We start from the raw sequence: 22220 nt of genomic DNA, 5'->3' as shown, positions 1-22220 counted from the left end.
GCGTCGGCGGCGAGCACCGCCGCCTGGCGCGCGGGCCCCGGCGCGCCGGTCGCGGGGTCGGTCAGGTGCGATCGCACCGCGCCGTCGACCAGGCGGTCGCGCATTCCGGGGCCGCTCACCGCCAGCGCGCCATTCGACACGCGCACCACCGCGGCCGGCGCCGCGTTGTCGGCGAGGTTCGCCGGGTCGGCCACGCCCAGGCTCCAGGCGCGGTCGCCGAAGCAGGCGATGTCGCCGCCGATGTCGATCATCATCGCTCGCGCGCAGGGGGCGGCGCGGCGGGCCGCGGAGAGGGCGGCGTCGATCACATAGCCCTTGGCCAGCCCGTCCACCGCGAACGTGACGCCTTCCGGCCGCGAGACGGTCCGGGTGGCCCGGTCCAGCCCGACGTCCGCCGCCTCTGCGTGGGCCACGGCGGCGCAGATCGCCTCCGCCTCCCCGAGCCCCTCGGCGACGCCCAGCCGCGCGCTGAACGCGCCGCCCGTCCGCGTCCGCCAGGACTCGCAGGCGGACAGGACGGCGAAGAGGTCGGGCGACACCCGGCGCTCGGCGGCCCGGTTCAGGGCCGAGAGTTCGCTGTCCGCGCGCCAGCCGCTCAGCACCCGGTCCAGCCGCGCGATCTCGCTCGCCGCCGCCGCGAACGCGAACTCTGCCTCCGCCCGGGAGCCCCCCTCGACGGCCATGTCGAAGGACGTGCCCAGAACGTGGTCCAAGTGGAACGACCAGGTCTCGCTCGCCGCTGCGCTGGGGGCCGAGACGCTGGCCAGAAGGGCGGAAACGGCGAGAAGCGACGACATGACGGCTCCGAACAGATGCTGGGCGTTCGTGCGCCCCAAAACCACGACGGCCCTTGTATGTGCGAATGGTTCGCATTAGCAAGGCATGGCTCAGGTGGAGATGTGAAAATGCATCGGGTGGCGGGTTTCGCGGGCGTTCTCGGCGCGCTTCTGGTCGCTCAGGCGGCGCAGGCGGCGCACATGCCGTACATCAAGCCCACCACCTTCGGACCCAAGCGCGACTTCGTCACGCTGGAGTCGGGCATGGCCGCCGACCACTTCTTCGCCATGGATTTCCCGATCCGCGGCGAGGGCGACTACTGGGTCACCGGGCCCGACGGCGAGCCGGTCAAGGCGACCGGCGTCGTCAACACCAGGGAGTTCACGGTGGTCGAGGCGGCCTTGCCCGCGGCCGGCACCTATCGCATCACCACCGGGGAACGCCCCGGGCGCGCAGCCAAGTGGGCCAAGGTCGACGGCGAATGGAAGATGGTCCGCCCGGCCGGCGGCCCAAGCCGCCCGGAGGCGCCGCGCTCCGAAGGCGCCCGTCCGACCGGTCCGGGTGGAGTTGCGCCTCCCGGTGGCGGGGGGCGCGGCATCGAGGAGGCGGCGGTGCCGGCCGGAGCCGAGACCATGAACGCTGTCTCCTACCTGCGCGCCGAGACCTACGTCACGCGCGGCGCTCCCGACCGAGGCGCCCTGAAGCCGACCGGCAAGGGCTTCGAGGCCGAACTCATCACCCATCCCAACGAAATCTTCGCGGGAGAGCCCGTCAAGCTGCGCTTCCTCAATGACGGCCAACCGGTCGGCAACGTCGCCTACGCCGTCTATCGCGGCGGCGACTTCTATGAAGAGAAGCGCTACACGAACGCGGCCCGATCGGGGGCGGATGGAGCGGCCTCCCTCAAGATCGAGGAGGCTGGCGTCTACGTCCTCGTCGCCACTTGGCCCGGTCGCGTGGAGGGCCATCCCATGGTCCCGGTCGCCAAGACCACCACCTACAGCCTGACCTTCGAGGTCTCGCGATAGCCTGGCCGCCGACGCTTCCGCATCGGCGCCTTTCCCAGGCTCAAGACACACCCTATTCCTCGGCGTCACACTGTTACGGTCGCCGATGCTTTGCCGCCTACTCTACGTCAGCCGCCTCTCCGACGCCGGCGCCTCGCGGATCACGAGCACGATGCAGGACATCCTGATCGTCTCGGCGCTGCGCAACCGCGAGGACGCCATCACCGGCTTCCTCCTCGGGGACGGCGAGCGGTTCGTGCAGGTGCTGGAAGGGCCCGACCTGCGCGTCACCGCCTGCTACGAGCGGATCCTTAAGGATGCCCGGCATGAGGACGTCAGGCTGCGCCTGCTGGTCGGCATCGACGAGCGGCGCTTCTCCCGCTGGTCGATGTGCGGCCTCTACCTCTCGGACCTCGACGACACGGTGCTGAGCCCGCCGGACATCGGGTTCGACGTCGGCGGAGCCGGAGCAGGCGCCCTGCTCCAGCACCTCGAAGGCGTCGCGCTACGCCACGCCCACCGGCTCGACGCCCTGCACGAGCGCCTCATCGCCGCGTCGTGAGACCTATCGCGGCGTCATCCGGATGGCGCCGTCGAGGCGCACGTCCTCGCCGTTGAAGTAGCCGTTGGTGATCATCGTCTCGGCGAGCTGGGCATACTCCTCGGGCACGCCAAGGCGCTTCGGGAACGTCACCGACGCGGCCAGGCCCGCCTTCACGTGCTCGGGCGCGCGGCCCAGCAGCGGCGTGTCGAAGATGCCGGGCAGGATGGTGTTCACCCGGATGGCCTCGCTGGAAAGGTCACGGGCGATGGTCAGCGTCATGCCGACGATGCCGGCCTTGGAGGCCGTGTAGGCCACCTGCCCGATCTGGCCCTCCTCGGCGGCCACCGACGCAGTGTTGACGATGGCGCCGCGGTCGCCGTCCTCCAGCACGGGCAGGCTCAGCATCCCGGCCGCGCTCTTGGTGATGCAACGGAAGGTGCCGATCAGGTTCACCTGGATGATGCGCTCGAAGTTCTCGAGTGGGTATTCCTTGACCGCGCCCGTCTCCTTGTCGCGGCTCACCGTCTTGGCCCCGCCGCCGACGCCGGCGCAGTTGACGAGGATCCGTTCCTGGCCGTGGGCGGCGCGCGCCTTGGCGAAGGCGGCGTCCACGTCTTCCGACGATGTCACGTTCACCTGGCAGAAGACCCCGCCGATCTCCTTCGCGAGCGCTTCGCCCGTCTCGGGGTTGAGGTCGAAGATGGCCACCTTCACGCCGTGGCCGGCCAACCGCCGCGCGGTCGCCGCGCCCAGGCCCGAGGCGCCGCCGGTGATGACGGCCGAGATGGTGTTGTCGAGTTTCATGATCGCTCCGGAATGCAGTCGCCGAGCTTTGCCCGACCGCACCCAGCGTCAGGCAACCGCTACCAGACGTCGACGAACGACCGCGCCGCGCCCGGCGCCCGGGGCGGGCACGACTTGATGCCGCGCACGATCCAGTCGCGGGTCTCGGCGGGGTCGATGACAGCGTCGATCTCGTTGACCTGGGCCACGGAGATCGCCTTGCCGTTCTCGTACATGCGGCCGACCAGCTTCTGGAACAGCGCCTCGCGCGCCGCCGGATCGGGCTCGGCGTCCAGCTCCTTGCGGTAGCCGAGGCGCACGGCGCCCTCCAGGCCCATGGGCCCGAACTCAGCGGTCGGCCAGGCGATGGTGAAGGCCGAGGCCGAGAAGTCGCCGCCCGTCATGGCCTGGGCGCCCAGGCCGTAGCCCTTACGCAGCACTACGGCGAACAGCGGCACGGTCATGCCCGCCGCCGTCACGAACAGCCGCGAGCCGCGGCGGATGGCGGCGGTGGCCTCGCTGTCGGGGCCGACCATGAAGCCGGGCGTGTCGCACAGGCTCATCACCGGCACGCCGTAGGCGTCGCAGAGCTGCAGGAACCGGCCGCCCTTTTCGGCGCCTTCGCTGTCGATGGCGCCGCCCAGGTGGCGCGGGTCGTTGGCGATCAGGCCCAGCGGCCGGCCCTCGATCCGCAGGAAGCCGGTGATCATCCCCTTGCCGTAGCCGCCGCGCAGCTCGATCCACGTGCCGGTGTCGGCCAGGGTCTCGATGACCCGGCGCACATCGTAGGCCCGCACCCGGTTCTCGGGGATCAGATGGCGCAGCAGGCGTTGGTCCGGGCAGGTCCAATCGGCGACGTCGCCCTGGAAATAGCCCAGGAGCTGGCGCGCCGCGGCCGTCGCCGCGGCCTCGTCGGCCACCAGCAGGTCCAGCGCACCGTTGGCGTATTGCACGGCCGAGGGGCCGATCTCGTCCGGCGTGAAGACGCCCAGGCCGCCGCCCTCGATCATCGCCGGTCCGCCCAGGCCGATATTGGAATATTCGGTGGCGATGGTGATGTCGGCGCAGCCGAAGAACACCGCGTTGCCCGCGAAGCAGCGGCCCGAGTTGATCGAGATCCGCGGCGCGATCCCCGACAGGCGTGCGAAGGTCGTGAAGCTGGTGGTGTCCAGAGACGAGGCTGAGAGCCCGCCCACGTCCACGTCGCCAGGCCGCCCGCCGCCGCCTTCGGTGTACCAGATCACCGGCAGCTTCCAGTGCTCGGCGAATTCCAGGATGCGGTCGGTCTTCTTGTGGCTGAAGTGCCCTTGCGTGCCCGCGAGCACGGTGAAGTCGTAGGCGAGCGCCACGCAGCGCTGTCCGTTCACCTCGCCCACGCCGGTGACGATGCCGTCGGCCGGGGTGTTGACCTGCAGGTCCTCCACCGAGCGGCGGCGCTTCTGGGCGGCGATCGCCAGGGCGCCGTATTCCTTGAACGTTCCCGGATCGAACAGATCGTCGAGGTTCTCGCGGGCCGTGCGCTGGTTCGTCCGGCGGCGGCGCGCGATGGCGTCGGGACGGGCGGCGTCCAGGGTCAGCGCGTTGCGGGCCAGCACCTCGGCGAGATCCGGCCGCACGCGGTCCAGATCGACTTCTTCCGAGGCGACCGCCTGGGCGACCTCCTCGCCGGGCTCGATGAAGGCGAGGGGGGCGCCCTCGTCCAGGGTCTCGCCCACCGCCGCGGCCAGGCCGTGGACCACGCCGGCCACGGGGGCGGACACGACGTGCTGCATCTTCATGGCCTCCAGCACGGCCACCGGCTGGCCGGCGGCGATGGTGTCACCGGCCGCGACCTCCAGGCTGACGACCGTACCCCGCAGCGGAGCAGGCGCGGGCTTCGTGCCGGGCGGCGTCGCGACCTGAGTGCGGGCGGCGGCGCCAGCGTCCTCGGCGACCGGCGGCGGCGCGAGTTCGGCCGCCCGGGCCAGCAGCCCCGGTAGGTTCGCCTCGAGGAAGTTCGTATCGGCCCGGCCTCCGGCGAACTCGGGCCGTTCCAGCACGGCTCGGAGCAGCGGCAGGCTGGTAGGGGCGCCCTCGATCCGGAACTCGGCGGCGGCCCGCCCGGCACGGGTGGCGGCCGCGGCCAGGGTCGGCGCATGCACGATGATCTTGGCGAGGAGGGAGTCGAACGCCGGGTTCGTGCGATAGCCGCCGTAGCCGTAGCCGTCGACGCGCACGCCGGGTCCGCTGGGCGGCTCATAGCGGCCAAGCACGCCGCCGGCGCCGCTCGCGACCTGGCCGTCCGCCCCAAGGCTCTCCAGGTTGACGCGAAGCTGGATCGCGGCGCCCGAGACAGGCGGCGGGCCGGCCGCGACGCCCAGGTCCGCTAGGTTGCCGCCCGCGGCCAGGCCGATCTGGATCTGCACGAGGTCGAGGCCGGTCACCGCCTCCGTGACCGTGTGCTCCACCTGGAGGCGCGGATTGACCTCCATGAAGGCCACGGTCCGGCCGTCGCCGGCGTCGAGCAGGTATTCGAAGGTGGCGAGGCCGCGCAGGCGCGCCGCCGTCGCCATGCGGATCGAGGCCTCCTGAAGCTTCAGCCTCACCTCGGACGACAGCCCGATCGCCGGCGCCACCTCGATCAGCTTCTGTCGGCGCCGCTGGATCGAGCACTCGCGATCGTGGATGGCCACGGCCGATGTCCCGTCGCCGACGATCTGCACCTCGATGTGACGCGCCCGCGGGATCACCGCCTCGGCGTAGAGCCGTCCGTCGCCGAACGCGCCCTCGGCCTCGCGGACGCAGGCGTCATACGCCGCTGCCGGATCCTCGGCGGCCTCCACCAAGCGCATCCCGCGGCCGCCGCCGCCGGCCAGCGCCTTGATCATCACGGGTCCGGCGACGTCGGCCTGCAGCGCGCGCACCTCCTCCAGGGTAGCGGGGCCGGAGGTTCCCCGGGCGAGCGGCACGCCATGCTCGGCGGCGAAGGCGCGGGCCCGGGCCTTGTCGCCGAACAGCTCCAGCGCCTCGGGACTGGCGCCCACGAAGGTCAGGCCTGCCTTGGCGCAGGCGCGGGCGAAGACCGCGTTCTCCGACAGGAAGCCATAGCCCGGATGCACGGCGTCGCAGCGGGCGCCGACCGCAGCGGCCACCAGCGCGTCGACGTCGAGGTAGGCGCGCGGGCCGACACCCTTCAGCCCCACGGCCTCGTCGGCCAGCCGCACGTGCAGCGAGGTCGCGTCGTCCTGCGAATAGGCGGCCACCGTCGCGATCCCCAGATCGGCGGCGGCGCGGACGACCCGGATGGCGATCTCGCCCCGGTTGGCGATGAATAGGCGCTTCAGCCGCGCACCCGTTCGGCGAGAGGTCGGACTTGCATCGTCGCCATCATAGGCGCCCTGCCCCGACGGCCGGAACCCCTCGAATTGCCGGTATCGCGAACGCCGCTAGGCTGACGGCGACTCGTCCGGGTGGGCCCGCCATGTTGCTGTCGATCCTCGGCTTCCTGATGGTGGCCACCTTCATGACGCTGATCATGACCCGGCGGGTAGCCCCGCTGGTCGCGCTCATCGTCGTGCCCGTCCTGTTCGGAGCGCTCGCCGGCCAGGCGCCGGAGCTGGGCGAGATGATGCTCGCGGGCGTCACCAAGATCGCCCCCACCGCGGCGATGATCATGTTCGCGATCCTCTACTTCGGCCTGATGATCGACGCCGGCCTGTTCGATCCGGTGGTCCGACGGCTGCTCGCCGTCGTCCACGGTGATCCCGTGCGGGTCGTGGTGGGCACGGTGATCCTCGCGACCTTCGTCTCGCTCGATGGCGACGGCTCGACCACCTACATGGTCGCCTGCACGGCGCTGCTGCCGCTCTACCGGCGCCTCGGCCTGAACCCCTTGATCATGGCCTGCCTGATCATCCTGTGCAGCGGGATCATGAACCTGACGCCCTGGGGAGGGCCGACCGCGCGGGCCGCCGCGGCGCTGCAGCTTGAGCCCGCCGACCTGTTCCTGCCGATGATCCCGGCGATGGCCCTGGCGCTGGCGTGGCTGGTCCTCCTGGCCTGGCTCTACGGCCGGGCCGAACGGCGCCGCCTCGGGCGCCTCGAGCTGCCGGCGCCGCCCATTCCACGCGCGGTCCCCGGCGCCTGGAACGATCAGATCGCCGGCATATCCGACCTGACCCTGACCGAGGGCGGCCAGGTGACCGTCTCGACCGACCCCGCGGCCTGCCGCCCGCGCCTGCTCTGGGCGAATGCGGCGCTGACCGCGCTGCTGCTCGGCGTGCTGGTCGCCAGCGTGATGCCGCTGTCTGTGCTGTTCATGCTCGGCTTCGCGGTCGCGGCGCTGGTCAACTACCCACGGATGGAGGAGCTGAAGGCCCGTATCGCCAGCCACGCGCCGAACGTCCTGGCCATGGTGTCCCTGGTCTTCGCCGCCGGCGTCTTCACCGGCATCCTGTCCGGGACCGGAATGGTCGAGGCGATGCCGAAGAGCCTGCTCGCGCTCATCCCGCCGTCGATGGGTCCCTACCTCGCCCCGATCACCGCCGCCCTCAGCCTGCCAGGCACGTTCTTCGTCTCGAACGACGCGTTCTACTTCGGCGTGCTGCCCGTCCTGGCCGAGGCCGCGTCGCACTACGGGATCGGCAAGCCGGCGATCGGCGCGGCGGCCTTGGTGGGCCAGCCGTTCCACCTGCTCAGCCCCTTGGTGCCCTCGACCTGGTTGTTGGTGAGCCTCTCGGGCGTGGAGTTCGGCGACCACCAGCGCTTCACGATGCGCTGGGCGACCGCCACCTGCGTCGTGCTCGCCCTGGGTGCGATGCTGCTGGGCGTCTTCCCTCTGAGGGCGTGACGAGGCGATCGAGGGATGCTTCGCCATCCGAACGCCGCGAACCTCGCGAGGATGCGTCTTTCGGAACCGCCCGCCTTGCCGCAAGCTTTTTCGGCGGGACCGCCCCAAAAGCCCCGCACCGCGACGGACCGCCGATGACGCCGACCGACCCGCTCCACGAGATTCCGCCCGACGACGCCCGACGCGAGGTGCCGCCCAGCCTCGCGTCGGAACGCTTGGGCCCCGCCGCGGCGCGTCCCCGCGGCGGCGGCCTCGCCATCTTCGCCCTAGTGGCCGTCCTGCTCTTCGTCCTGCTGCTTCTGCTGTTCGGGCCGATCTCTCCGATCCCCTACCGCGGCTAGCCAAGTCGCCGGCGGGGGCGATCCGCCGGCGCTGGTGCGGGCGGCCGGGCTCGAACCGGCACTCTGTTTCCAGAAGCGGATTTTAAGTCCGCTGCGTCTACCAATTTCGCCACGCCCGCTTGGTCCTGGGGCGTACGACGTTTGCGCCGCACGCGTCCACCCGTTCGCGGACCTCGCGACTTCCTGAACTGTCGAAGCGTGGCCTTGCCGACATTGGCGGGGCATGATGGCGCATTCGAATCCTGGGAGGACGCGAGATGAACCGACTGAAGATCACCGCCGCCGTAGCCGCGCTGGCCATGGGCGTAGCGATGTCGGGCGGCGCCCACGCGCAGAGCCGTGGCCTGGGATCGCTGTTCTCCTGCGACGCGCAAGGCTCCGCGAACACGACGGGCGCCGTGGTTGGCGGACTGGTCGGCGCGCTGGCTGGCAGCCAGGTGAGCAAGAATGAGCGCGCCCTCGGCGCAGTGATCGGCGCCGGCGTCGGCGCGGCCATCGGCAACAGCATCGGCTGTCGCATGGACCGCAAGGCGCAACAGGACGCGCGCCAGGCCTTCCAGCGCGCGCTCGACACGGGCAAGGCCCAGAGCTGGTCGGACCCGAACACCGGCTCCAGCGGGCGGATCGTGGTGCTGGGCCCGGCCGCCCCGGGCGATGGCGGGTCGGGCGGCGGCTATCCCGGCCGCTGGCGCTTCGCCGAGGGCGTCACGCCGGCCGTGCGCGCGAGCAGTGCGGGTGGAACCTATGCCGCCAACGGTCGGATCAACGTGCGCGCCGCCCCAAGCAGCAACGCCGCCGTCGTCGACCGGCTGCGGGCCGACGAAGAGTTCGAGGTGGCGGGCGTGGTGGCCGGCGGCTGGCTGGCCATCGTCGAAGACGGCCTGATCCAGGGTTATGTGTCCCGCTCGGTGGCCCGGCCGGCGGACGCGGGCCTGGACGGCGGCTGCAAGCTGGTCGAGCAAACGGTGAACGAGCGTGGCCAGCCCAGCTACCGCGAACGGTTCAACGCCTGCCGCGACGGCTCAGGCGGTTGGAAGCTCACAGCGGTCTAGGGACGGGAAGCGGCGAAAATCTTCCGCCGTTCTTCGGGAACGCCTCCTTCGGCAGGTGGTTGAGCCGGTAGAGCTCTGCCGCCCGCCCAAGCGAGGATCCCCGATGTACGCCCTCCCCGACCTGCCCTACGGCTACGATGCGTTGGCCCCGTTCGTGTCGTCCGACACGCTGCATACGCACCACGACAAGCACCACAAGACCTACGTCGACAAAACGAACGACCTGGCGGCCAAGGCGGGGCTTGCGGGACGAGCGCTCGAGGACGTCGTGCGCGAAGCGCAGAAGGCCGGCGACAAGAAGCTGTTCAACAACGCCGCCCAGGCCTGGAACCACGCCTTCTTCTGGGAGAGCATGCGCCCGCCCGGCGGGGCGGCGGCCGCGGGCGATCTGCAAAACGCGATCCGCCAGGGGTTCGGTGACCTCGCCGCGCTCAAGGCCGCCTTCGTGGACGAGGGCGCCAACCACTTTGCGTCGGGCTGGGTCTGGATCGTCACCGGCTCGGACGGCCTGAAGGTGATCTCGACCCACGACGCCGACGACACCCTTGTCCGCGAGGGCGTCTTCCCGCTCCTGGTTTGCGACCTGTGGGAGCACGCCTACTACCTGGACTACAAGAATGACCGGAAGGCGTTCCTGGAGCGCTGGTTCGACAACATCGCCAACTGGGACTTCGCCGCCGCCCAACTGGCCGCTGCGAACGGCAGCGGCGAGGGCTTCCGCTATCCCGCGCCAAGAGGCGGCGGGACCGACGCCGGCAAGGGCGAGGCCCCGCGTCCGACCGCGTAGCGGCGACCTAGCGGTAGAAGATCCGCCGGGTCCACTTTTCAGAGTAGCGCCCGTTCTTGTAGCAGGCGCGTTCGCGGGCGACACAGCGAACGCCGTCGGCCGGGCTCCAGACCTCGTGCCGGTTCCAGTCGTCGTCGCGATCCTTGTCCTTGGAGCCCGCGACCAGCGCGCCGACCACAATGGCCCCCAGGACCAGGCCGGCGATCGCAGCGGTATTGTCCTTGCTCTTGTGCGAGACCTCGCTGACGTCGAGGTCGTACGCGTGGCCGGACCGATAGCTATAGGTGCACCCGAAGCTGAAGCGGGACTCTCCGCCGTTGCGATCGTCGAACTCGCCCTTGCCGGTGACCCGCGCCTCGTTGCGCCCGCTGTCGCTGACGTTCGTCGAGGTGAAGCGCACACCGCGCGCCTGCGGATATCGGTCCTGCACCTCGTAGGTGATCTCCCGGCTGCAGGCGTCCGCGGGGCTGCGCGACTGGGCGCTCGCCACACTGGGAATGTAGGCCGGCGCGGGCGCCAGGATCGCGCCGATGGCCAGATAGGTTGTGGCTCGCATGACTTGAGCTCCTGAGCGTCCCCCGACGGAAACTTGACCTTACAGCCTCGCCGCGCCAAGCCCAGCCCGCGATGATCCTCACCCTTTCCTGCGACGACCGCCCCGGCATTGTGGCGCGCGTCTCGGCCCTGCTCTTCGAGCGCGGCGCCAACATCCTCGACGCGCAGCAGTACGACGACCAGGAGACCGGCCGCTTCTTCATGCGGGTGGTGTTCGATCCGGGCGATGCCGGCGCCGACGCCTGGCGCGAGACGTTCGAGCCACTCGCCGCCGAGTACGCCATGACCTGGGCCCTGCGGGACCGCAAGGAACGCCGTAAGGTAATGATCCTGGCCTCGCAGCAGGACCACTGCCTGGCCGACCTGATCTGGCGCTGGCGGCAGGGCGAGCTGCCGATGGACATCAGTGCGGTGGTCTCGAACCATCCGGCCTCCACCTACCCGCACACCGACCTGCAGGGCATCGCTTTCCGTCACCTGCCGGTCACCGCCGAGACCAAGCCCCAGCAGGAAGCCCAGCTCTGGAAACTCATCCAGGAGACCGGGACCGAGCTGGTCGTGCTCGCGCGCTACATGCAGGTGCTGTCCGACGACCTGTGCCGGGCGCTCGCCGGGCGGGCGATCAACATCCACCACTCGTTCCTGCCGAGCTTCAAGGGCGCGCGGCCCTACCACCAGGCGCATGCCCGGGGCGTGAAGGTGATCGGCGCCACGGCCCACTACGTCACCGCCGACCTCGACGAGGGCCCGATCATCGAGCAGGACGTCGAGCGCATCAGCCACCGCGACACCCCCGCCAACCTGATCCGCAAGGGGCGCGACATCGAGCGCCGCGTACTGGCCCGCGCCGTCCGTTGGCACATCGAAGACCGCGTGCTCCTGAACGGACGCAAGACCGTGGTCTTCACCGACTGACGCCTGCTTGGCCTTAGGGGCTGAGGGGACCGGTCGCGCGTTCGACGGGGAACACGATCTCCACCCGCAGGCCGCTCGCAAGATATTCGACCTTGTGAGAGCCACGCAGGTCGCCCGCGGTGAGTCGGCGGATCAGCTTCATGCCAAAGCCCTCGGTCTCGCCGGGTTCGGTGGCGCCCGCGCCGGCTTCCTCCCAGACCAGCCGCACCACCCCCGGCTCGGGCTCCGTCCAAGTGACGGAGACGGCGCCTTCGCCGCGGAAGGCGCCGTACTTCGCTGCGTTGGTCGCCAGTTCGTGGGTGATGAGGCCCAAGGCGAGCGCCTGGGGCGCCGGCAGCTCCACCGGCGGTCCTGAAATCCGCACGCGGTCGGCGAAGCTCGCCAGTTCGCGCCGGATCAGCGCCCCAAGCCCGGCCTGCGTCCAGGCGTTCTGGGTCAGCACGTCATGCGTCCGCGCCAGCGCCCCGAGGCGGCCTTCGAACTTGTCGAGGAAGTCGTCCATGTCGCGCGACCGTCGCGCCGTCTGCACGGCGATCGATTGGACGGTGGCGAGGTTGTTCTTCACCCGGTGGTTCAACTCGGCCATCAGGAGCTTCTGGCGATCCTGGGCTTCGACCTCCGGGGTGATGTCCAGCGCTGTTCCCAACATCCGGATCGCCACGTCGTCGTCGAACACGACGCGCCCCGTGTTGCGGAGCCAGCGAACCGCGCCGTCCGCCCCCACGATCCGGTGCTCGATGAGGAACCTGCCGCCATTGGCGCCGTCGATAGCCTCGTCGTAGGCCTTGATTGTCCGGTCTCGGTCGTCGGGGTGCAGGCGCTGCCGATAGAGTTTGAAGCTCGGCTTCTCGCCTGGCGACAGGCCAAAGAAGCTGAGGGTGCGGTCGTCCCACTCCGCGTCCAGCGTCTTCAGATTATATTCCCAGAGGCCAAGGGCGGTGGCCTCCAGGGCCATCGCCAGGCGCGTCCTTTGGCGCTCGGCCTCCAGCTCCGCCGCTTTCCGCGCGGTGATGTCCACGGAGGCGAACGAGATCCGCTGTCGGCCGGCGACCGGCGCCATCGTGACATAGAACCAGGCGCGCTCGCCGGCGATCGTGCGCGGATGCTCGACGTGGCTGATTTCGCCGCTGGCGAGCGTGGCGCGCAGGATCTGCATCCCTTCATGCAGATCGGCCTCGCTCAGGCCAAGTTCTCGGCCCGTCTTCCCCGCGATGTCGGCCGGCGTCAGACCGAACACACCCGCGAGATTCCGATTGGCCATCACATAGGCGAAATCATCACCCCGGAGCTCGAGAACACCGGCCATGATCCCGGTGGTCTCAAGCAGCGAGCCGAACAGGTTCTCCCCAGCGTCGGCCGGCGGGCGATCCGGACTCCGATCTTCAGCCACCGCCTGCAATCCCTCAGTGCCTGGGCACTGTGCCGCGATAACGCTGAAATTCCAAACCCGCCGCGCTCGGCCTCAAGCCGCGACGAGTTTGGCGTCTCCGCCGGCCGTCGTCGGCGTCAGAACTTCAAGTCCACGCGCGCGTAGTACTGGCCGCCGTTGGTGTCGTACGGCGAGTTGCGCGAGTAGACGAGGCCGCGGCTGGCCTGGAAGACCGCTTCGTCGGGGTACTTGTCGAAGACGTTCTCCGCGCCCACCCGCACCGAGATGTTGTCGCTCGCCCGCCAGGTAGCCGATAGGTCGAAGAACGTGATCGCCCCGAAATCCTGGAAAATCTCGCCGGTCGCGTTGCCGGTGCTGTCCGTCCACTTGCCGTAGTAGCGGGCGCGGCCCAACAGCTCGAAGGCGCCGAACCGGTAGTTGGCCGAGGCGGTCAGGTTGTTCTTCGGCCGCGAGGTCTCGAACAGCCGGCGCTGGGTCGGGTTGGTGCCGAGGGCGCCGGAGGTCACCTCGGTCTCGTTGTAGTTGTAGGCTCCGGTCAGCGTCAGTTGGCCCGGGCCGACGTCGCGGTTGTAGGTCACCACCACGTCCACGCCGCGGGTGCGGGTGTCGAAGTCGTTGGTGAACCAGTTGATCGAGGTAAAGGCCGCGGCGCCGGGCACGCCCAGGGCGACGAGCTGCGCCCGGATCGCCGGGGTTACGGTCACCGTCGCCGAGGTGCTGAAGCGCTTGTCCACGTCGATCTGGTAGGCGTCGATAGAGCCCGACAGGCCCACGTCGGTCTTCCAGATCACGCCGCCGGTGAGCGTCTTGGACTCTTCCGGCTCCAGTGGTTTGGCGCCGAGGAACACGGCCACGGGATTGGTCGGCGACAGGCGGCCCGACTGGAAGAGCTGCAGCGTCACGGTGTCCAGGCCCTGCGACGTGCTGGTGGAGTTGAGCTGACCCGGCGTCGGCGCACGGAAGCCGGTCGAGTACGAGGCTCGGACCGCGAGGCCCGCGGTCACCTCGAAGCGACTGGCCAGCTTGAAGTTCGTCGTGTCGCCGAATTCCGAAAAGTCCTCGTAGCGGACGGCGCCGCCCAGGCTCCAGCGATCGGTGACCTGCGCCTCGACGTCGACGTAGGCGGCGTAGCTCTTCTGGTCCCACTTGCCGGCCTGCTGCGGGCTGAAGCCCGGGAAGCCGTTGGAGTTCGGCGCGAGGCCGAAGTTCGCGCCCGGACCCACGGCGTAGGAGGCCGGGTCGCCGGTCTCGATCTTGTAGGTCTCGGTCCGGTGCTCGGCGCCGAAGGCGATGTTCAGCGGCTCCGCCAGTCCCTCGAGCGGCAGGCGGTAGACGCCGTCGGCGTTGACGTTGACCTCTTCCTGCACCAGCCGGCCCAGGTCGAAGTCGAACGGGCTGTTCGGCCCCAGCGAGGCGTTGATCGAGTTCTTCAGGAAGAAGCGGCTGGCGTTCCTGCCGTACGAGGCGCTGACGTCCCAGGTGAACCGCTCGTCCTCGGCGTGGCGCACGCCGGCCACGGCCTGCACGTCGCGGCCATGGATGCCCTCGCGAGGCGTGAAGCCGCCCGGGTAGATGGTGCGCAGGTTGAAGCCCGGGAACGCGGCGGTGACGTTGAAGATCGCTGGGTTGGCCGAGGGATTGCGCCAGTTGATGTCGTTGATCCCGTCGGTCTTCGTATAGGTCCCGAAGGCGTAGGCCTCGGCCACCTCGCCCAGCGGCAGCGCGGCGTTGATCGCACCGGAGTAGGTCTTGAGGTCCGGGTTGCCCCAGCGCTGGACTGGGTTGTCGATCTTCACGCTCGGGTTCGCGGCGGCGAAGGCGATGGCGTCCGGCCGCTGGCGGCTGCGCGAGGTGAAGTCGGCGTCCGACCATTCGACGGTCGCGTTCAGGTGGCCGCCGTCGCCGATCGCCCAGCCGGCCTTGGCGCCCACGCGGAACGTCGCGCCGTCACCCTCGTAGAACTGCCCGGCCTGGCCGAACGCGGCGTAGCCGGCCTTGTCGTCCAGCAGGATGTTGATCACCCCGGCGATGGCGTCCGAGCCGTACTGGGCCGAGGCGCCGTCGCGCAGCACCTCCATTCGACCCACCGAGAAGCTGGGGATCTGGGCCAGGTCCGGCCCCTGCGCCCCGCGTGAGCCCAGGAAGGCCGAGCGATGGAAGCGCTTGCCGTTCACCAGCACCAGCGTCTGGTCGGGCGACAGGTTGCGCAGGGTCGCCGGGCGGACAAATTGCAGCCCGTCCGACGTCGGCAGCTTCTGGACGATGAACGACGGCAGTTGCTGGGCCAGGTTCTCTCCGAGCTGGGCGGTCGCCGAGGACTGGATCGCCTCCGCGGTCAGCACGTCGACGGGGACCAAGGTGGTGAAGGCGGTGCGGCCCACATCGCGGGTGCCGGTGACCACGACCTCGTCGAGCGTCCCCTCGGCGGCGGCCTCGGCCGCGAAGGCCGTTCCCGCCATCGCCGCCACCAGGCCGAACGCCGCCGTGGCGCAAAGCTGCGCCTTCAGACCCACAAACCGCATGCCACACCCCTCGTTTCGTTGGGGCGTGGCTGTGGGCCAGTTCCGCGACGTGTTTCTGACGCGGGTGTTAAATTTCCAAGACGGAGAACGCGCCCCGCTAGAACTGGCCGTAGCCGCGCGCCATGGCTGCGGCGAAGGCGGGCAGCAGCGCGAAGAGCGCGGCCTCATAATGGATGAAGCGGCGAACGCCCTTCACCTGCTGGTCGGTGGGCGCAACGCCGCTGCGGCGCCAGCGGATGAGGGCGATGGTCGGCGGGACCGACAGCAGGCCCACCAGCAGGAACACCCCGATCTTCGCCCAGAAGAAGCCGTTGTGGGCGTAGTAGTCCCAGCCCTTCGCCGCCATGCCGGCCCGGGCGAACCCTACCACGATGATCAGGCCAGCCAGGGCGCCGTAGGCCAGGTCGATCCGCCCCACCCGCTGGATCGTCGGCAGGTCGATCCCCGGCCGCACCAGCATCAGCTCGGCGAACAGGATGCCGAAAAGGCCGAAGACCAGGATGTGGTGGGCGATGGCGAGGACGAGATCGAGCATAGCGGCCTCCGATGGCGCCCTTTATATTTACGCTGTAAATCCCAACGTCAAGCCCCGAGACGCGCTCTCACGTCAAACGAACTTCGGCTTGCGCTTCTCCTGGTGCGAGAGGAGGCCTTCCCGCGCCTCGGGCCCCGTGAAGCCCAGCATCTCCAGCGCCGCCGAGGCGTCGAAGGCCGGGCCGGCGGACCGCAGCCAGTTGTTGAGCGAGAGTTTCGTCCAGCGGATCGCCTGCTGCGCGCCGCTCGCTAGCTTGGTCGCCACCGCCAGCGCCCTGGCGTCCAGTTCGTCGTCCGGCACGCACAAGGAGACCAGCCCGATCCGCTCGGCTTCCGCGCCGTTCAGTGGGTCGCACGTCAACAGGTAGTACTTCGCCTTGGCCATGCCGCACAGCAGCGGCCAGACGATCGCCGCGTGGTCCCCCGCCGCCACGCCCAGCCGCGTGTGGCCGTCGATGATCTTGGCGTCGGGCGTCACGATCGAGACGTCGGCCAGCAGGCCGCAGACCAGCCCCGCTCCCACCGCCGGGCCGCGCATGGCGCTAACCACGGGCTTGGAGCAGTTGATGACGTTGTAGACGATGTCGCGGGCCTCTTTGAAAATGCGGACCCGCATCTCGAAGTCGTCGACGATCTTCTGGATCATCTCGAAGTCGCCCCCGGCCGAGAAGGCGTTCCCCTCCCCCGTCAGGATGGCGCAGCGGACGTCCGGATCGTCGTCGAGGGTCCGCCAGATCTCGGCCAGCTCCCAGTGCATCTGCTGGTCGGTGGCGTTGAGCTTGCCTGGGTTGCTCATGACGATCCTGAGCACGCCGTCGGCCGGCCGCTCGAACTTCAGTCTCTGGTACTGCGCGTAGCGGTCGGCCATGGCTCGGTCCTCAGAAAATGGTGTAGCCGCCGTCGATGACGAAGCTGTCGCCGGTGTGGAAGCGCGAGGCGTCCGACGCCAGATAGACCGCGATGCCGGCGAAGTCCTCGCCCTCGCCCCAGCGGCGCATGGGCACGCGGCCGATGGCCTTCTCGTTGAACTTGTCGCTGCTTTGCAGGCCCGAGGTCATGTCGGTGGCGATCCAGCCCGGCAGGATCGAGTTGGCCCGGATGCCGTAGCGCGCGTACTCGACCGCCAAGCCGCGCACCATCGACAGCACCGCACCCTTGGTCGAGGCGTAGGCCTGGTTCCGCGGCGCGCCGTGGATGGCCGAGGTGGACGACGTCACCACCAGCGAGCCGCCCAGATCGCCATTGTTCGCGCGCTCCAGCATGTGCTTGGCCGCCTCGCGGAAGGTCCAGAACACGGCGTCCAGGTTGACCGTTGTGACGCGGCGCCACTTCTCGGTGGTCATCTGGTCGAACGGCGCGCCGCCGCCGATGCCGGCGTTGGCGGCCACGAAGTCCAGGCGACCCAGCTTGGCGATCACCTCGGCGACCGCGGCCACGATCGCCGCCTCGTCCGCCACGTCCACCTTCTGGGCCAGCACCTCGCCGCCGTAGGCCTTCAGCGCCGCCTCGGCCTTGGCGTTCTTCTCCGGATTCTGCCCCCAGATCGCGACCTTGGCGCCCGCGGCCGCCAGCCCTTCGGCCATGCCCAGGCCGATCCCGCCGTTGCCGCCGGTCACCAGTGCGACCTTGCCGGTCAGGTCGAAGGGTTTGAACGCCATCCTGAAAGTCCTCCGCTTGTTTGCGCGTGAGTTCTCTAGGGCGCCCCTGCGTCGGTCAAGGCGCGGCGGGCCTTTCCGCGGGCCGGCTCTTCGTGCCAACCTCAAAGAAAAACACGGGGAGCGGGATGCGGCGGCAGAAGGTGCTGGTGCTCTACACGTCCAATTCGGCGCTGGATTCCGCCGTGGTGGGCTGGAGCCGCTACGACGGCACGGGCGAGACGCGGCACATGGCCGGCGACGCCGAGGAGCCGCCCTACCGCACCGGCCTCGACGCGCTGAAGGACGGCTGGCGGCTGTTCCAGGCCTCGCAGCTCCTGCCGCATTCGCGCGGGTCCGAATTCGACGTCAGCTACCTGAAATACGAATTCTGGTTCGAACAGCTCGTGGAGGTGAACCCGTGAGCGACCTGCCCCTGCTCGATGCGCACGACATGGCCCGCTTCGCCGCCCGCGGCTTCCTGCGGATGGACGCGGTCGTGCCCGACGAGATCAACGCCCAGTTCCTCGCCGAGGTGGGCGAGATCGCCCAGCCGCAGCCGGGCCGCAAGCTGCGCGCGGCCTACGGTCAGTTGCTCGCGCAGGCCGGCATTCCCGAAGTCGGCGCGGGAACCCCGCTCGCCCGGACCTATCCCCAGGGCTCGGCGCTGGCGCGGCTGCTGGAGCTGCCGGTGGTGGCGGGCGCGATCCGCAGCCTAGTGGGTGAAGACCCCACCTTCGATCACCACTTCCTGCACGTGACCTTCCCGCCCGCCTACCACGAGGCCGGCGGCGGAGAGAACGTCAGCCAGCACACGCACCAGGACTCGACGATCGACCCACGCCAGGCCTTCGACGTGCAGATCATGTACTACCCGCACGCGGTGACGCGGGAGATGGGCGGCACGCGCTTCGTCCCAGGGACCCACCTGCGCAAGGTCAGCGAGGCGGCGCTCGGCCGCTACCAGAACATCCGCGGCCAGCAGCACATGGTCTGCGAGGCCGGGACGTTGCTCTTCCTCCACTCGGGCGTCTGGCACGGCGGCGGCGTGAACCTTTCGGACCGCACGCGGACGATGTTCAAGATCCGCATGAACCCCAGCCGATCCCAGGTGCGGATGTTCGACGTCTCCACCCTGGAAAGCCCGGCCGGCCAGCGGCCGATCTTCTACCTCAAGGGGCCCCAGCCGCGCAGCGTCGAGCAGATCCTGATGACGCCCGAGCCCTGGTTCGAGGACGACACCGGCCGCCTCGAACTGCTCAACCGCGTGAAGCTCTGGCGCTACCTGACCGGTGACCCGAGCTACGACGCCGACTACTGGCTGACCCGCGTAGAGAACCTGGCCGAGGCTTGACGCCTACTCTGCCGGCTGCTCTCCGCCCTCGGCTTTCAGCGCCTCGCACTCCTGCGGCTTCCACAGGCGGTCCGAGATGAAGCGGCACATGACGTAGAAGGCCGGAGTGAACAACAGGCCGAAAGCTGTCACGCCGATCATCCCGAAGAACACCGCGGTCCCGAGCGCCTGACGCATCTCCGCGCCCGGCCCGCTCGCGATCACCAGGGGCAGCACGCCCAGGATGAAGGCGAACGAGGTCATGAGGATCGGGCGCAGGCGGGTGTGCGCCGCCTCCACCGCCGCGTCCCAGCGGCTGAGCCCCCGCTCCTCCGCCTGCTTGGCGAACTCGACGATCAGGATGGCGTTCTTGGCCGCCAGCCCGATCAGCACCACCAGCCCGATCTGAGTCAGAATGTTGTTGTCGAACCCGCGCAGGTTCACGCCCAGGATCGCCGCCAGCAGGCACATGGGCACGATCAGGATGATCGCCAGCGGCAGGGTCACGCTCTCGTACTGCGCCGCGAGCAGCAGGAAGACGAACACCACGGCCAGGCCGAACGCGATCGCCCCGGTGTTGCCCGCCGTCTTCTGCTGGTAGGCCAGTTCGGTCCACTCGTAGCCGAAGCCCTCGGGCAGCCGCGCCTTCGCCAGGTCCTCGACCCGGTCCAGCGCCTGCCCCGACGAGAACTCGGGCTTCGTGTCGCCCTGCAGTTCGGCCGCGGGATAAAGGTTGTAGCGCACCACCCGATACGGCCCGCTGTCGTCGCGGATCGTCGCTACCGACCCCAGCGGCACCATCTGGCCGGACAGGGAACGGGTCTGCAGCCGCGCGATGTCCGAGGCCTCGTCGCGGTACGGCGCGTCCGCCTGCGCCGTCACCCGATAGGTCCGACCCAGGTAGTTGAAGTCGTTCACGAACGCCGAGCCGAGATAGACGCTCAGCGTCTCGAACACGCGCTCGGGCGGCACGCCGGCCATCTGGGCCTTATCGCGGTCGATCTCGGCCCACAGCCTCGGTGTCGAGGTGTTGAACAGGGTGAAGACCGAGGTCAGCTCCTGCTGCTGGTTGCCCTGCATCATCATGTCGACCGTGGCCTGCTCCAGCGCGCGGTAGCCCTTGCCCTGCCGGTCCTCGATCATCAGCTTCCAGCCGCCGCCGGTGCCGATCCCCGCAACGGGGGGCGGCTGGATCACCAGCACGTTCGCGCCCTGGAGGTGCCCCAGCTTGCCGCGCAGGTCGTCCAGCACCGCCTGGGCCTTGATCCCCGCCTTGCCACGCTCGTGGAAGGGCGTCAGCGGCAGGAAGATCGTCCCCGCGTTGGGGGCGTTGGTGAAGGTCGTGCCGTCCAGGCCGACGAAGGCCGCGGCGTGCTCCACCCCCTTGGTGGCCATGGCGGTGTCCACCACCCTCTTCACCACCGCGTCGGTCCGCGCCAGCGACGAGCCCGGCGGCAGTTGCACCACCGCGATGAAGTAGCCCTGGTCCTGGGCCGGAATGAAGCCGGTCGGCGTGGCCGAGAAGCGCCAGCCCGTGACCGCCAGCAGCACGGCGTAGATGGCCAGCATGATCGCCCCGCGCCGCACGGTGACCGCCGTGAGCCGGCCGTAGCGCTCGCTGAGGACGGCGAACACCTCGTTGAACTTCTGTCCGAAGAGCTGGAACGGCCGCCGCCAGCCCTTGGCCGGCTCGGGGTGCTCGGGATGCCGGCGCAGCACCAGTGCCGCCATAGCCGGCGAGAGCGTCAGCGAGACCAGGCACGAAATCACCGTCGCGCTGGCGATGGTCAGGGCGAACTGCTTGTAGAACTGGCCCGAGATGCCGCTGATGAACGCGGTCGGCACGAACACCGCCACCAGAACGAGGGCGATGGCGATCAGCGCGCCGCCCACCTCCTCCATGGTCCGGTATGCCGCCTCTCTCGGGCTCATGCCCGCCGCGAGGTTCCGCTCGACGTTCTCGACCACGACGATGGCGTCGTCGACCACGATCCCGATGGCCAGCACCAGCCCGAACAGCGACAGGTTGTTCAGCGAGGCGCCGAAGCCCGCCATGACCGCGAAGGCGCCGATCAGCGAGACCGGGATGGCCAGCACCGGGATGATCGCCGCCCGCCAGGTTTGCAGGAAGACGATGACCACCAGCACCACCAGAACCACCGCCTCGAACAGGGTCTTGCGGACCTCCTTGATCGACTCGGCGACGTATTCGGTGGGGTTGTAGATGACCGTGTACTTCAGGCCGGGCGGGAAGTTGGGCCCGAGTTCCTGCATGGTCTTCAGCACGCTGTCGGCGGTCGCCAGCGCATTCGAGCCAGGGCGCTGGCTGATGCCGATGGCCACCGCCTTCTGGCCGCGGTCGAGGTAGGCGTTGACCCGATAGTCCTGCGCGCCCAGCTCCACCCGCGCCACGTCGCTGACCCGCACGATGCGGCCGCCTGCGTCGTTCTTAAGGACGATGTTCGAGAACTGCGCCGGGTCGGTGAGCCGGCCCTGCGTGTTGACGTTGAGCTCGAAGGCCGAGCCGGCGGCGCTGAACGGCGCCTGGCCCACCGCCCCGGCCGCCACCTGCACGTTCTGGGCCCGCAGGGTCGAGACGATCTCGCCCGCGGTAAGCTGGTGGGCCGCCGCCTTGTCGGGGTCGATCCAGATCCGCATCGCATAGTCGCGCGCGCCGAAGATCCGCGCGTCGCCCACCCCCTCAAGGCGCGCGAGCCGGTCGCGCACCTGCAGCAGGGCGTAGTTCGAGATGTAGTCGGGGCTGCGCGAACCGTCCGGCGAATAGAGGTGGATCACCATCAGGAGGTCGGGCGAGGCCTTGCGCGTCACCACGCCCAGGCGGCGCACCTCCTCGGGCAGCCGGGGCTCGGCCGAGGCCACCCGGTTCTGCACCAGCACCTGGGCGTTGTTCAGATCGGTGCCCAGCTTGAAGGTCAGGGTGACCGTCAACAGCCCGTCCGACGTTGACGACGAGGACATGTAGAGCATGTCCTCGACGCCGTTGATCTCCTGCTCCAGCGGCGTGGCCACCGTGTCGGCGATCACCTCGGCCGAGGCGCCGGGATAGGTCGCGGTCACCGTGATCGTCGGCGGCGCGATCTCCGGATACTGCGCGATCGGCAGCGCCGGATAGGCGAAAGCGCCCACCAGGATGATGATGACCGAGATCACCGCCGCGAAGACGGGCCGGTCGATGAAGAAGCGCGAGAACCGCATGG

The 22220-nt window shown here is 69.7% G+C and carries 19 protein-coding genes and 1 tRNA gene; 9 read left to right on the top strand and 11 right to left on the bottom strand.

What is annotated here, in order from left to right; all coding sequences use genetic code 11:
• Positions 1-797: FAD:protein FMN transferase (locus tag Q0L11_RS00350; protein WP_296594847.1), on the bottom strand; the 797-nt coding region annotated here is incomplete at its 3' end.
• 108 nt (positions 798-905) lie between these two features.
• Between Q0L11_RS00350 and Q0L11_RS00345 the strand changes: the two genes are divergently transcribed.
• Together Q0L11_RS00345 and Q0L11_RS00340 are read left to right on the top strand one after the other, a co-directional pair.
• Entirely contained in the window at positions 906-1805 is a 900-nt protein-coding gene (locus Q0L11_RS00345; RefSeq protein ID WP_296594846.1) for a DUF4198 domain-containing protein, read from the top strand.
• Between the two features lie 85 nt (positions 1806-1890).
• The gene (locus tag Q0L11_RS00340) at positions 1891-2346 is read left to right on the top strand and encodes a BLUF domain-containing protein (protein WP_296594845.1); all 456 of its coding nucleotides are present in this window, start codon (positions 1891-1893) and stop codon (positions 2344-2346) included.
• 3 nt (positions 2347-2349) lie between these two features.
• Here the strand turns inward: Q0L11_RS00340 and Q0L11_RS00335 are convergent, their stop codons facing one another.
• Positions 2350-3132, bottom strand: a complete 783-nt coding sequence (locus Q0L11_RS00335) for an SDR family NAD(P)-dependent oxidoreductase (RefSeq protein ID WP_296594844.1) — start codon at positions 3130-3132, stop codon at positions 2350-2352.
• A 59-nt stretch (positions 3133-3191) separates the two neighbouring features.
• Positions 3192-6434: a carboxyl transferase domain-containing protein gene (locus Q0L11_RS00330; protein ID WP_296594850.1), complete on the bottom strand. Its 3243-nt coding sequence runs from the start codon at positions 6432-6434 to the stop codon at positions 3192-3194.
• A 137-nt stretch (positions 6435-6571) separates the two neighbouring features.
• Here Q0L11_RS00330 and Q0L11_RS00325 point away from each other — a divergent pair, with 137 nt between their 5' ends.
• Both Q0L11_RS00325 and Q0L11_RS00320 read left to right on the top strand, forming a co-directional pair.
• Positions 6572-7939 (top strand): citrate:proton symporter, encoded by a 1368-nt coding sequence (locus Q0L11_RS00325; RefSeq protein WP_296594843.1) that lies wholly within the window; start codon positions 6572-6574, stop codon positions 7937-7939.
• A 134-nt stretch (positions 7940-8073) separates the two neighbouring features.
• Positions 8074-8280, top strand: coding sequence for a hypothetical protein (locus Q0L11_RS00320; RefSeq protein ID WP_296594842.1), 207 nt, complete (start codon positions 8074-8076; stop codon positions 8278-8280).
• A 32-nt stretch (positions 8281-8312) separates the two neighbouring features.
• On the opposite strand, the gene Q0L11_RS00315 is transcribed toward Q0L11_RS00320, so the two are convergent.
• A tRNA-Leu gene (locus tag Q0L11_RS00315) sits at positions 8313-8399 on the bottom strand.
• Positions 8400-8537: 138 nt separating this feature from the next.
• Between Q0L11_RS00315 and Q0L11_RS00310 the strand changes: the two genes are divergently transcribed.
• The gene (locus tag Q0L11_RS00310) at positions 8538-9332 is read left to right on the top strand and encodes a glycine zipper domain-containing protein (protein WP_296594841.1); all 795 of its coding nucleotides are present in this window, start codon (positions 8538-8540) and stop codon (positions 9330-9332) included.
• Positions 9333-9435: 103 nt separating this feature from the next.
• Positions 9436-10119, top strand: a complete 684-nt coding sequence (locus tag Q0L11_RS00305; RefSeq protein WP_296594840.1) for a superoxide dismutase — start codon at positions 9436-9438, stop codon at positions 10117-10119.
• A gap of 7 nt (positions 10120-10126) precedes the next feature.
• Here the strand turns inward: Q0L11_RS00305 and Q0L11_RS00300 are convergent, their stop codons facing one another.
• The gene (locus Q0L11_RS00300) at positions 10127-10675 is read right to left on the bottom strand and encodes a hypothetical protein (protein WP_296594839.1); all 549 of its coding nucleotides are present in this window, start codon (positions 10673-10675) and stop codon (positions 10127-10129) included.
• Positions 10676-10746: 71 nt separating this feature from the next.
• On the opposite strand from Q0L11_RS00300, the gene purU reads away from it, so the two are divergent.
• Positions 10747-11589, top strand: a complete 843-nt coding sequence (gene purU, locus Q0L11_RS00295) for a formyltetrahydrofolate deformylase (protein WP_296594838.1) — start codon at positions 10747-10749, stop codon at positions 11587-11589.
• Between the two features lie 13 nt (positions 11590-11602).
• Here purU and Q0L11_RS00290 read toward each other — a convergent pair whose 3' ends face one another.
• The 5 genes from Q0L11_RS00290 to Q0L11_RS00270 all read right to left on the bottom strand — a co-directional run bounded on the left by Q0L11_RS00290 (position 11603) and on the right by Q0L11_RS00270 (position 17693).
• Complete coding sequence (locus tag Q0L11_RS00290) at positions 11603-12895, bottom strand: HWE histidine kinase domain-containing protein (RefSeq protein ID WP_296594849.1); 1293 nt, start codon at positions 12893-12895, stop codon at positions 11603-11605.
• A 200-nt stretch (positions 12896-13095) separates the two neighbouring features.
• Positions 13096-15501 (bottom strand): TonB-dependent receptor, encoded by a 2406-nt coding sequence (locus Q0L11_RS00285; RefSeq protein ID WP_296594837.1) that lies wholly within the window; start codon positions 15499-15501, stop codon positions 13096-13098.
• A 97-nt stretch (positions 15502-15598) separates the two neighbouring features.
• Positions 15599-16036 (bottom strand): DUF2214 family protein, encoded by a 438-nt coding sequence (locus Q0L11_RS00280; RefSeq protein WP_296594836.1) that lies wholly within the window; start codon positions 16034-16036, stop codon positions 15599-15601.
• Positions 16037-16108: 72 nt separating this feature from the next.
• Entirely contained in the window at positions 16109-16903 is a 795-nt protein-coding gene (locus Q0L11_RS00275; protein WP_296594835.1) for an enoyl-CoA hydratase/isomerase family protein, read from the bottom strand.
• A gap of 10 nt (positions 16904-16913) precedes the next feature.
• Positions 16914-17693, bottom strand: a complete 780-nt coding sequence (locus Q0L11_RS00270) for an SDR family oxidoreductase (RefSeq protein WP_296594834.1) — start codon at positions 17691-17693, stop codon at positions 16914-16916.
• A gap of 125 nt (positions 17694-17818) precedes the next feature.
• Here Q0L11_RS00270 and Q0L11_RS00265 point away from each other — a divergent pair, with 125 nt between their 5' ends.
• Positions 17819-18094: a hypothetical protein gene (locus Q0L11_RS00265; protein ID WP_296594833.1), complete on the top strand. Its 276-nt coding sequence runs from the start codon at positions 17819-17821 to the stop codon at positions 18092-18094.
• Positions 18091-19023 (top strand): phytanoyl-CoA dioxygenase family protein, encoded by a 933-nt coding sequence (locus Q0L11_RS00260; RefSeq protein WP_296594832.1) that lies wholly within the window; start codon positions 18091-18093, stop codon positions 19021-19023. Before Q0L11_RS00265 ends, Q0L11_RS00260 begins: the two co-directional genes overlap by 4 nt.
• A gap of 3 nt (positions 19024-19026) precedes the next feature.
• Here Q0L11_RS00260 and Q0L11_RS00255 read toward each other — a convergent pair whose 3' ends face one another.
• On the bottom strand, positions 19027-22218 hold the full coding sequence (locus Q0L11_RS00255) for an efflux RND transporter permease subunit (protein ID WP_296594831.1): 3192 nt from the start codon (positions 22216-22218) through the stop codon (positions 19027-19029).
• Between the last annotated feature and the right edge of the window lie 2 nt (positions 22219-22220).

The organism is Phenylobacterium sp., assembly GCF_024508875.1.
Lineage (GTDB): Bacteria > Pseudomonadota > Alphaproteobacteria > Caulobacterales > Caulobacteraceae > Phenylobacterium.
This window is presented reverse-complemented; position numbering and strand designations above follow the sequence as displayed.

Bases quoted from the DNA above. Each gene is read 5' to 3' on its own strand.
- Q0L11_RS00345 (WP_296594846.1), top strand. From the start codon at position 906: ATGCATCGGGTGGCGGGTTTCGCGGGCGTTCTCGGCGCGCTTCTGGTC.
- Q0L11_RS00340 (WP_296594845.1), top strand. From the start codon at position 1,891: ATGCTTTGCCGCCTACTCTACGTCAGCCGCCTCTCCGACGCCGGCGCC.
- Q0L11_RS00335 (WP_296594844.1), bottom strand. From the start codon at position 3,132: ATGAAACTCGACAACACCATCTCGGCCGTCATCACCGGCGGCGCCTCG.
- Q0L11_RS00325 (WP_296594843.1), top strand. From the start codon at position 6,572: ATGTTGCTGTCGATCCTCGGCTTCCTGATGGTGGCCACCTTCATGACG.
- Q0L11_RS00320 (WP_296594842.1), top strand. From the start codon at position 8,074: ATGACGCCGACCGACCCGCTCCACGAGATTCCGCCCGACGACGCCCGA.
- Q0L11_RS00310 (WP_296594841.1), top strand. From the start codon at position 8,538: ATGAACCGACTGAAGATCACCGCCGCCGTAGCCGCGCTGGCCATGGGC.
- Q0L11_RS00305 (WP_296594840.1), top strand. From the start codon at position 9,436: ATGTACGCCCTCCCCGACCTGCCCTACGGCTACGATGCGTTGGCCCCG.
- Q0L11_RS00300 (WP_296594839.1), bottom strand. From the start codon at position 10,675: ATGCGAGCCACAACCTATCTGGCCATCGGCGCGATCCTGGCGCCCGCG.
- purU (WP_296594838.1), top strand. From the start codon at position 10,747: ATGATCCTCACCCTTTCCTGCGACGACCGCCCCGGCATTGTGGCGCGC.
- Q0L11_RS00290 (WP_296594849.1), bottom strand. From the start codon at position 12,895: ATGGCCGGTGTTCTCGAGCTCCGGGGTGATGATTTCGCCTATGTGATG.
- Q0L11_RS00285 (WP_296594837.1), bottom strand. From the start codon at position 15,501: ATGCGGTTTGTGGGTCTGAAGGCGCAGCTTTGCGCCACGGCGGCGTTC.
- Q0L11_RS00280 (WP_296594836.1), bottom strand. From the start codon at position 16,036: ATGCTCGATCTCGTCCTCGCCATCGCCCACCACATCCTGGTCTTCGGC.
- Q0L11_RS00275 (WP_296594835.1), bottom strand. From the start codon at position 16,903: ATGGCCGACCGCTACGCGCAGTACCAGAGACTGAAGTTCGAGCGGCCG.
- Q0L11_RS00270 (WP_296594834.1), bottom strand. From the start codon at position 17,693: ATGGCGTTCAAACCCTTCGACCTGACCGGCAAGGTCGCACTGGTGACC.
- Q0L11_RS00265 (WP_296594833.1), top strand. From the start codon at position 17,819: ATGCGGCGGCAGAAGGTGCTGGTGCTCTACACGTCCAATTCGGCGCTG.
- Q0L11_RS00255 (WP_296594831.1), bottom strand. From the start codon at position 22,218: ATGCGGTTCTCGCGCTTCTTCATCGACCGGCCCGTCTTCGCGGCGGTG.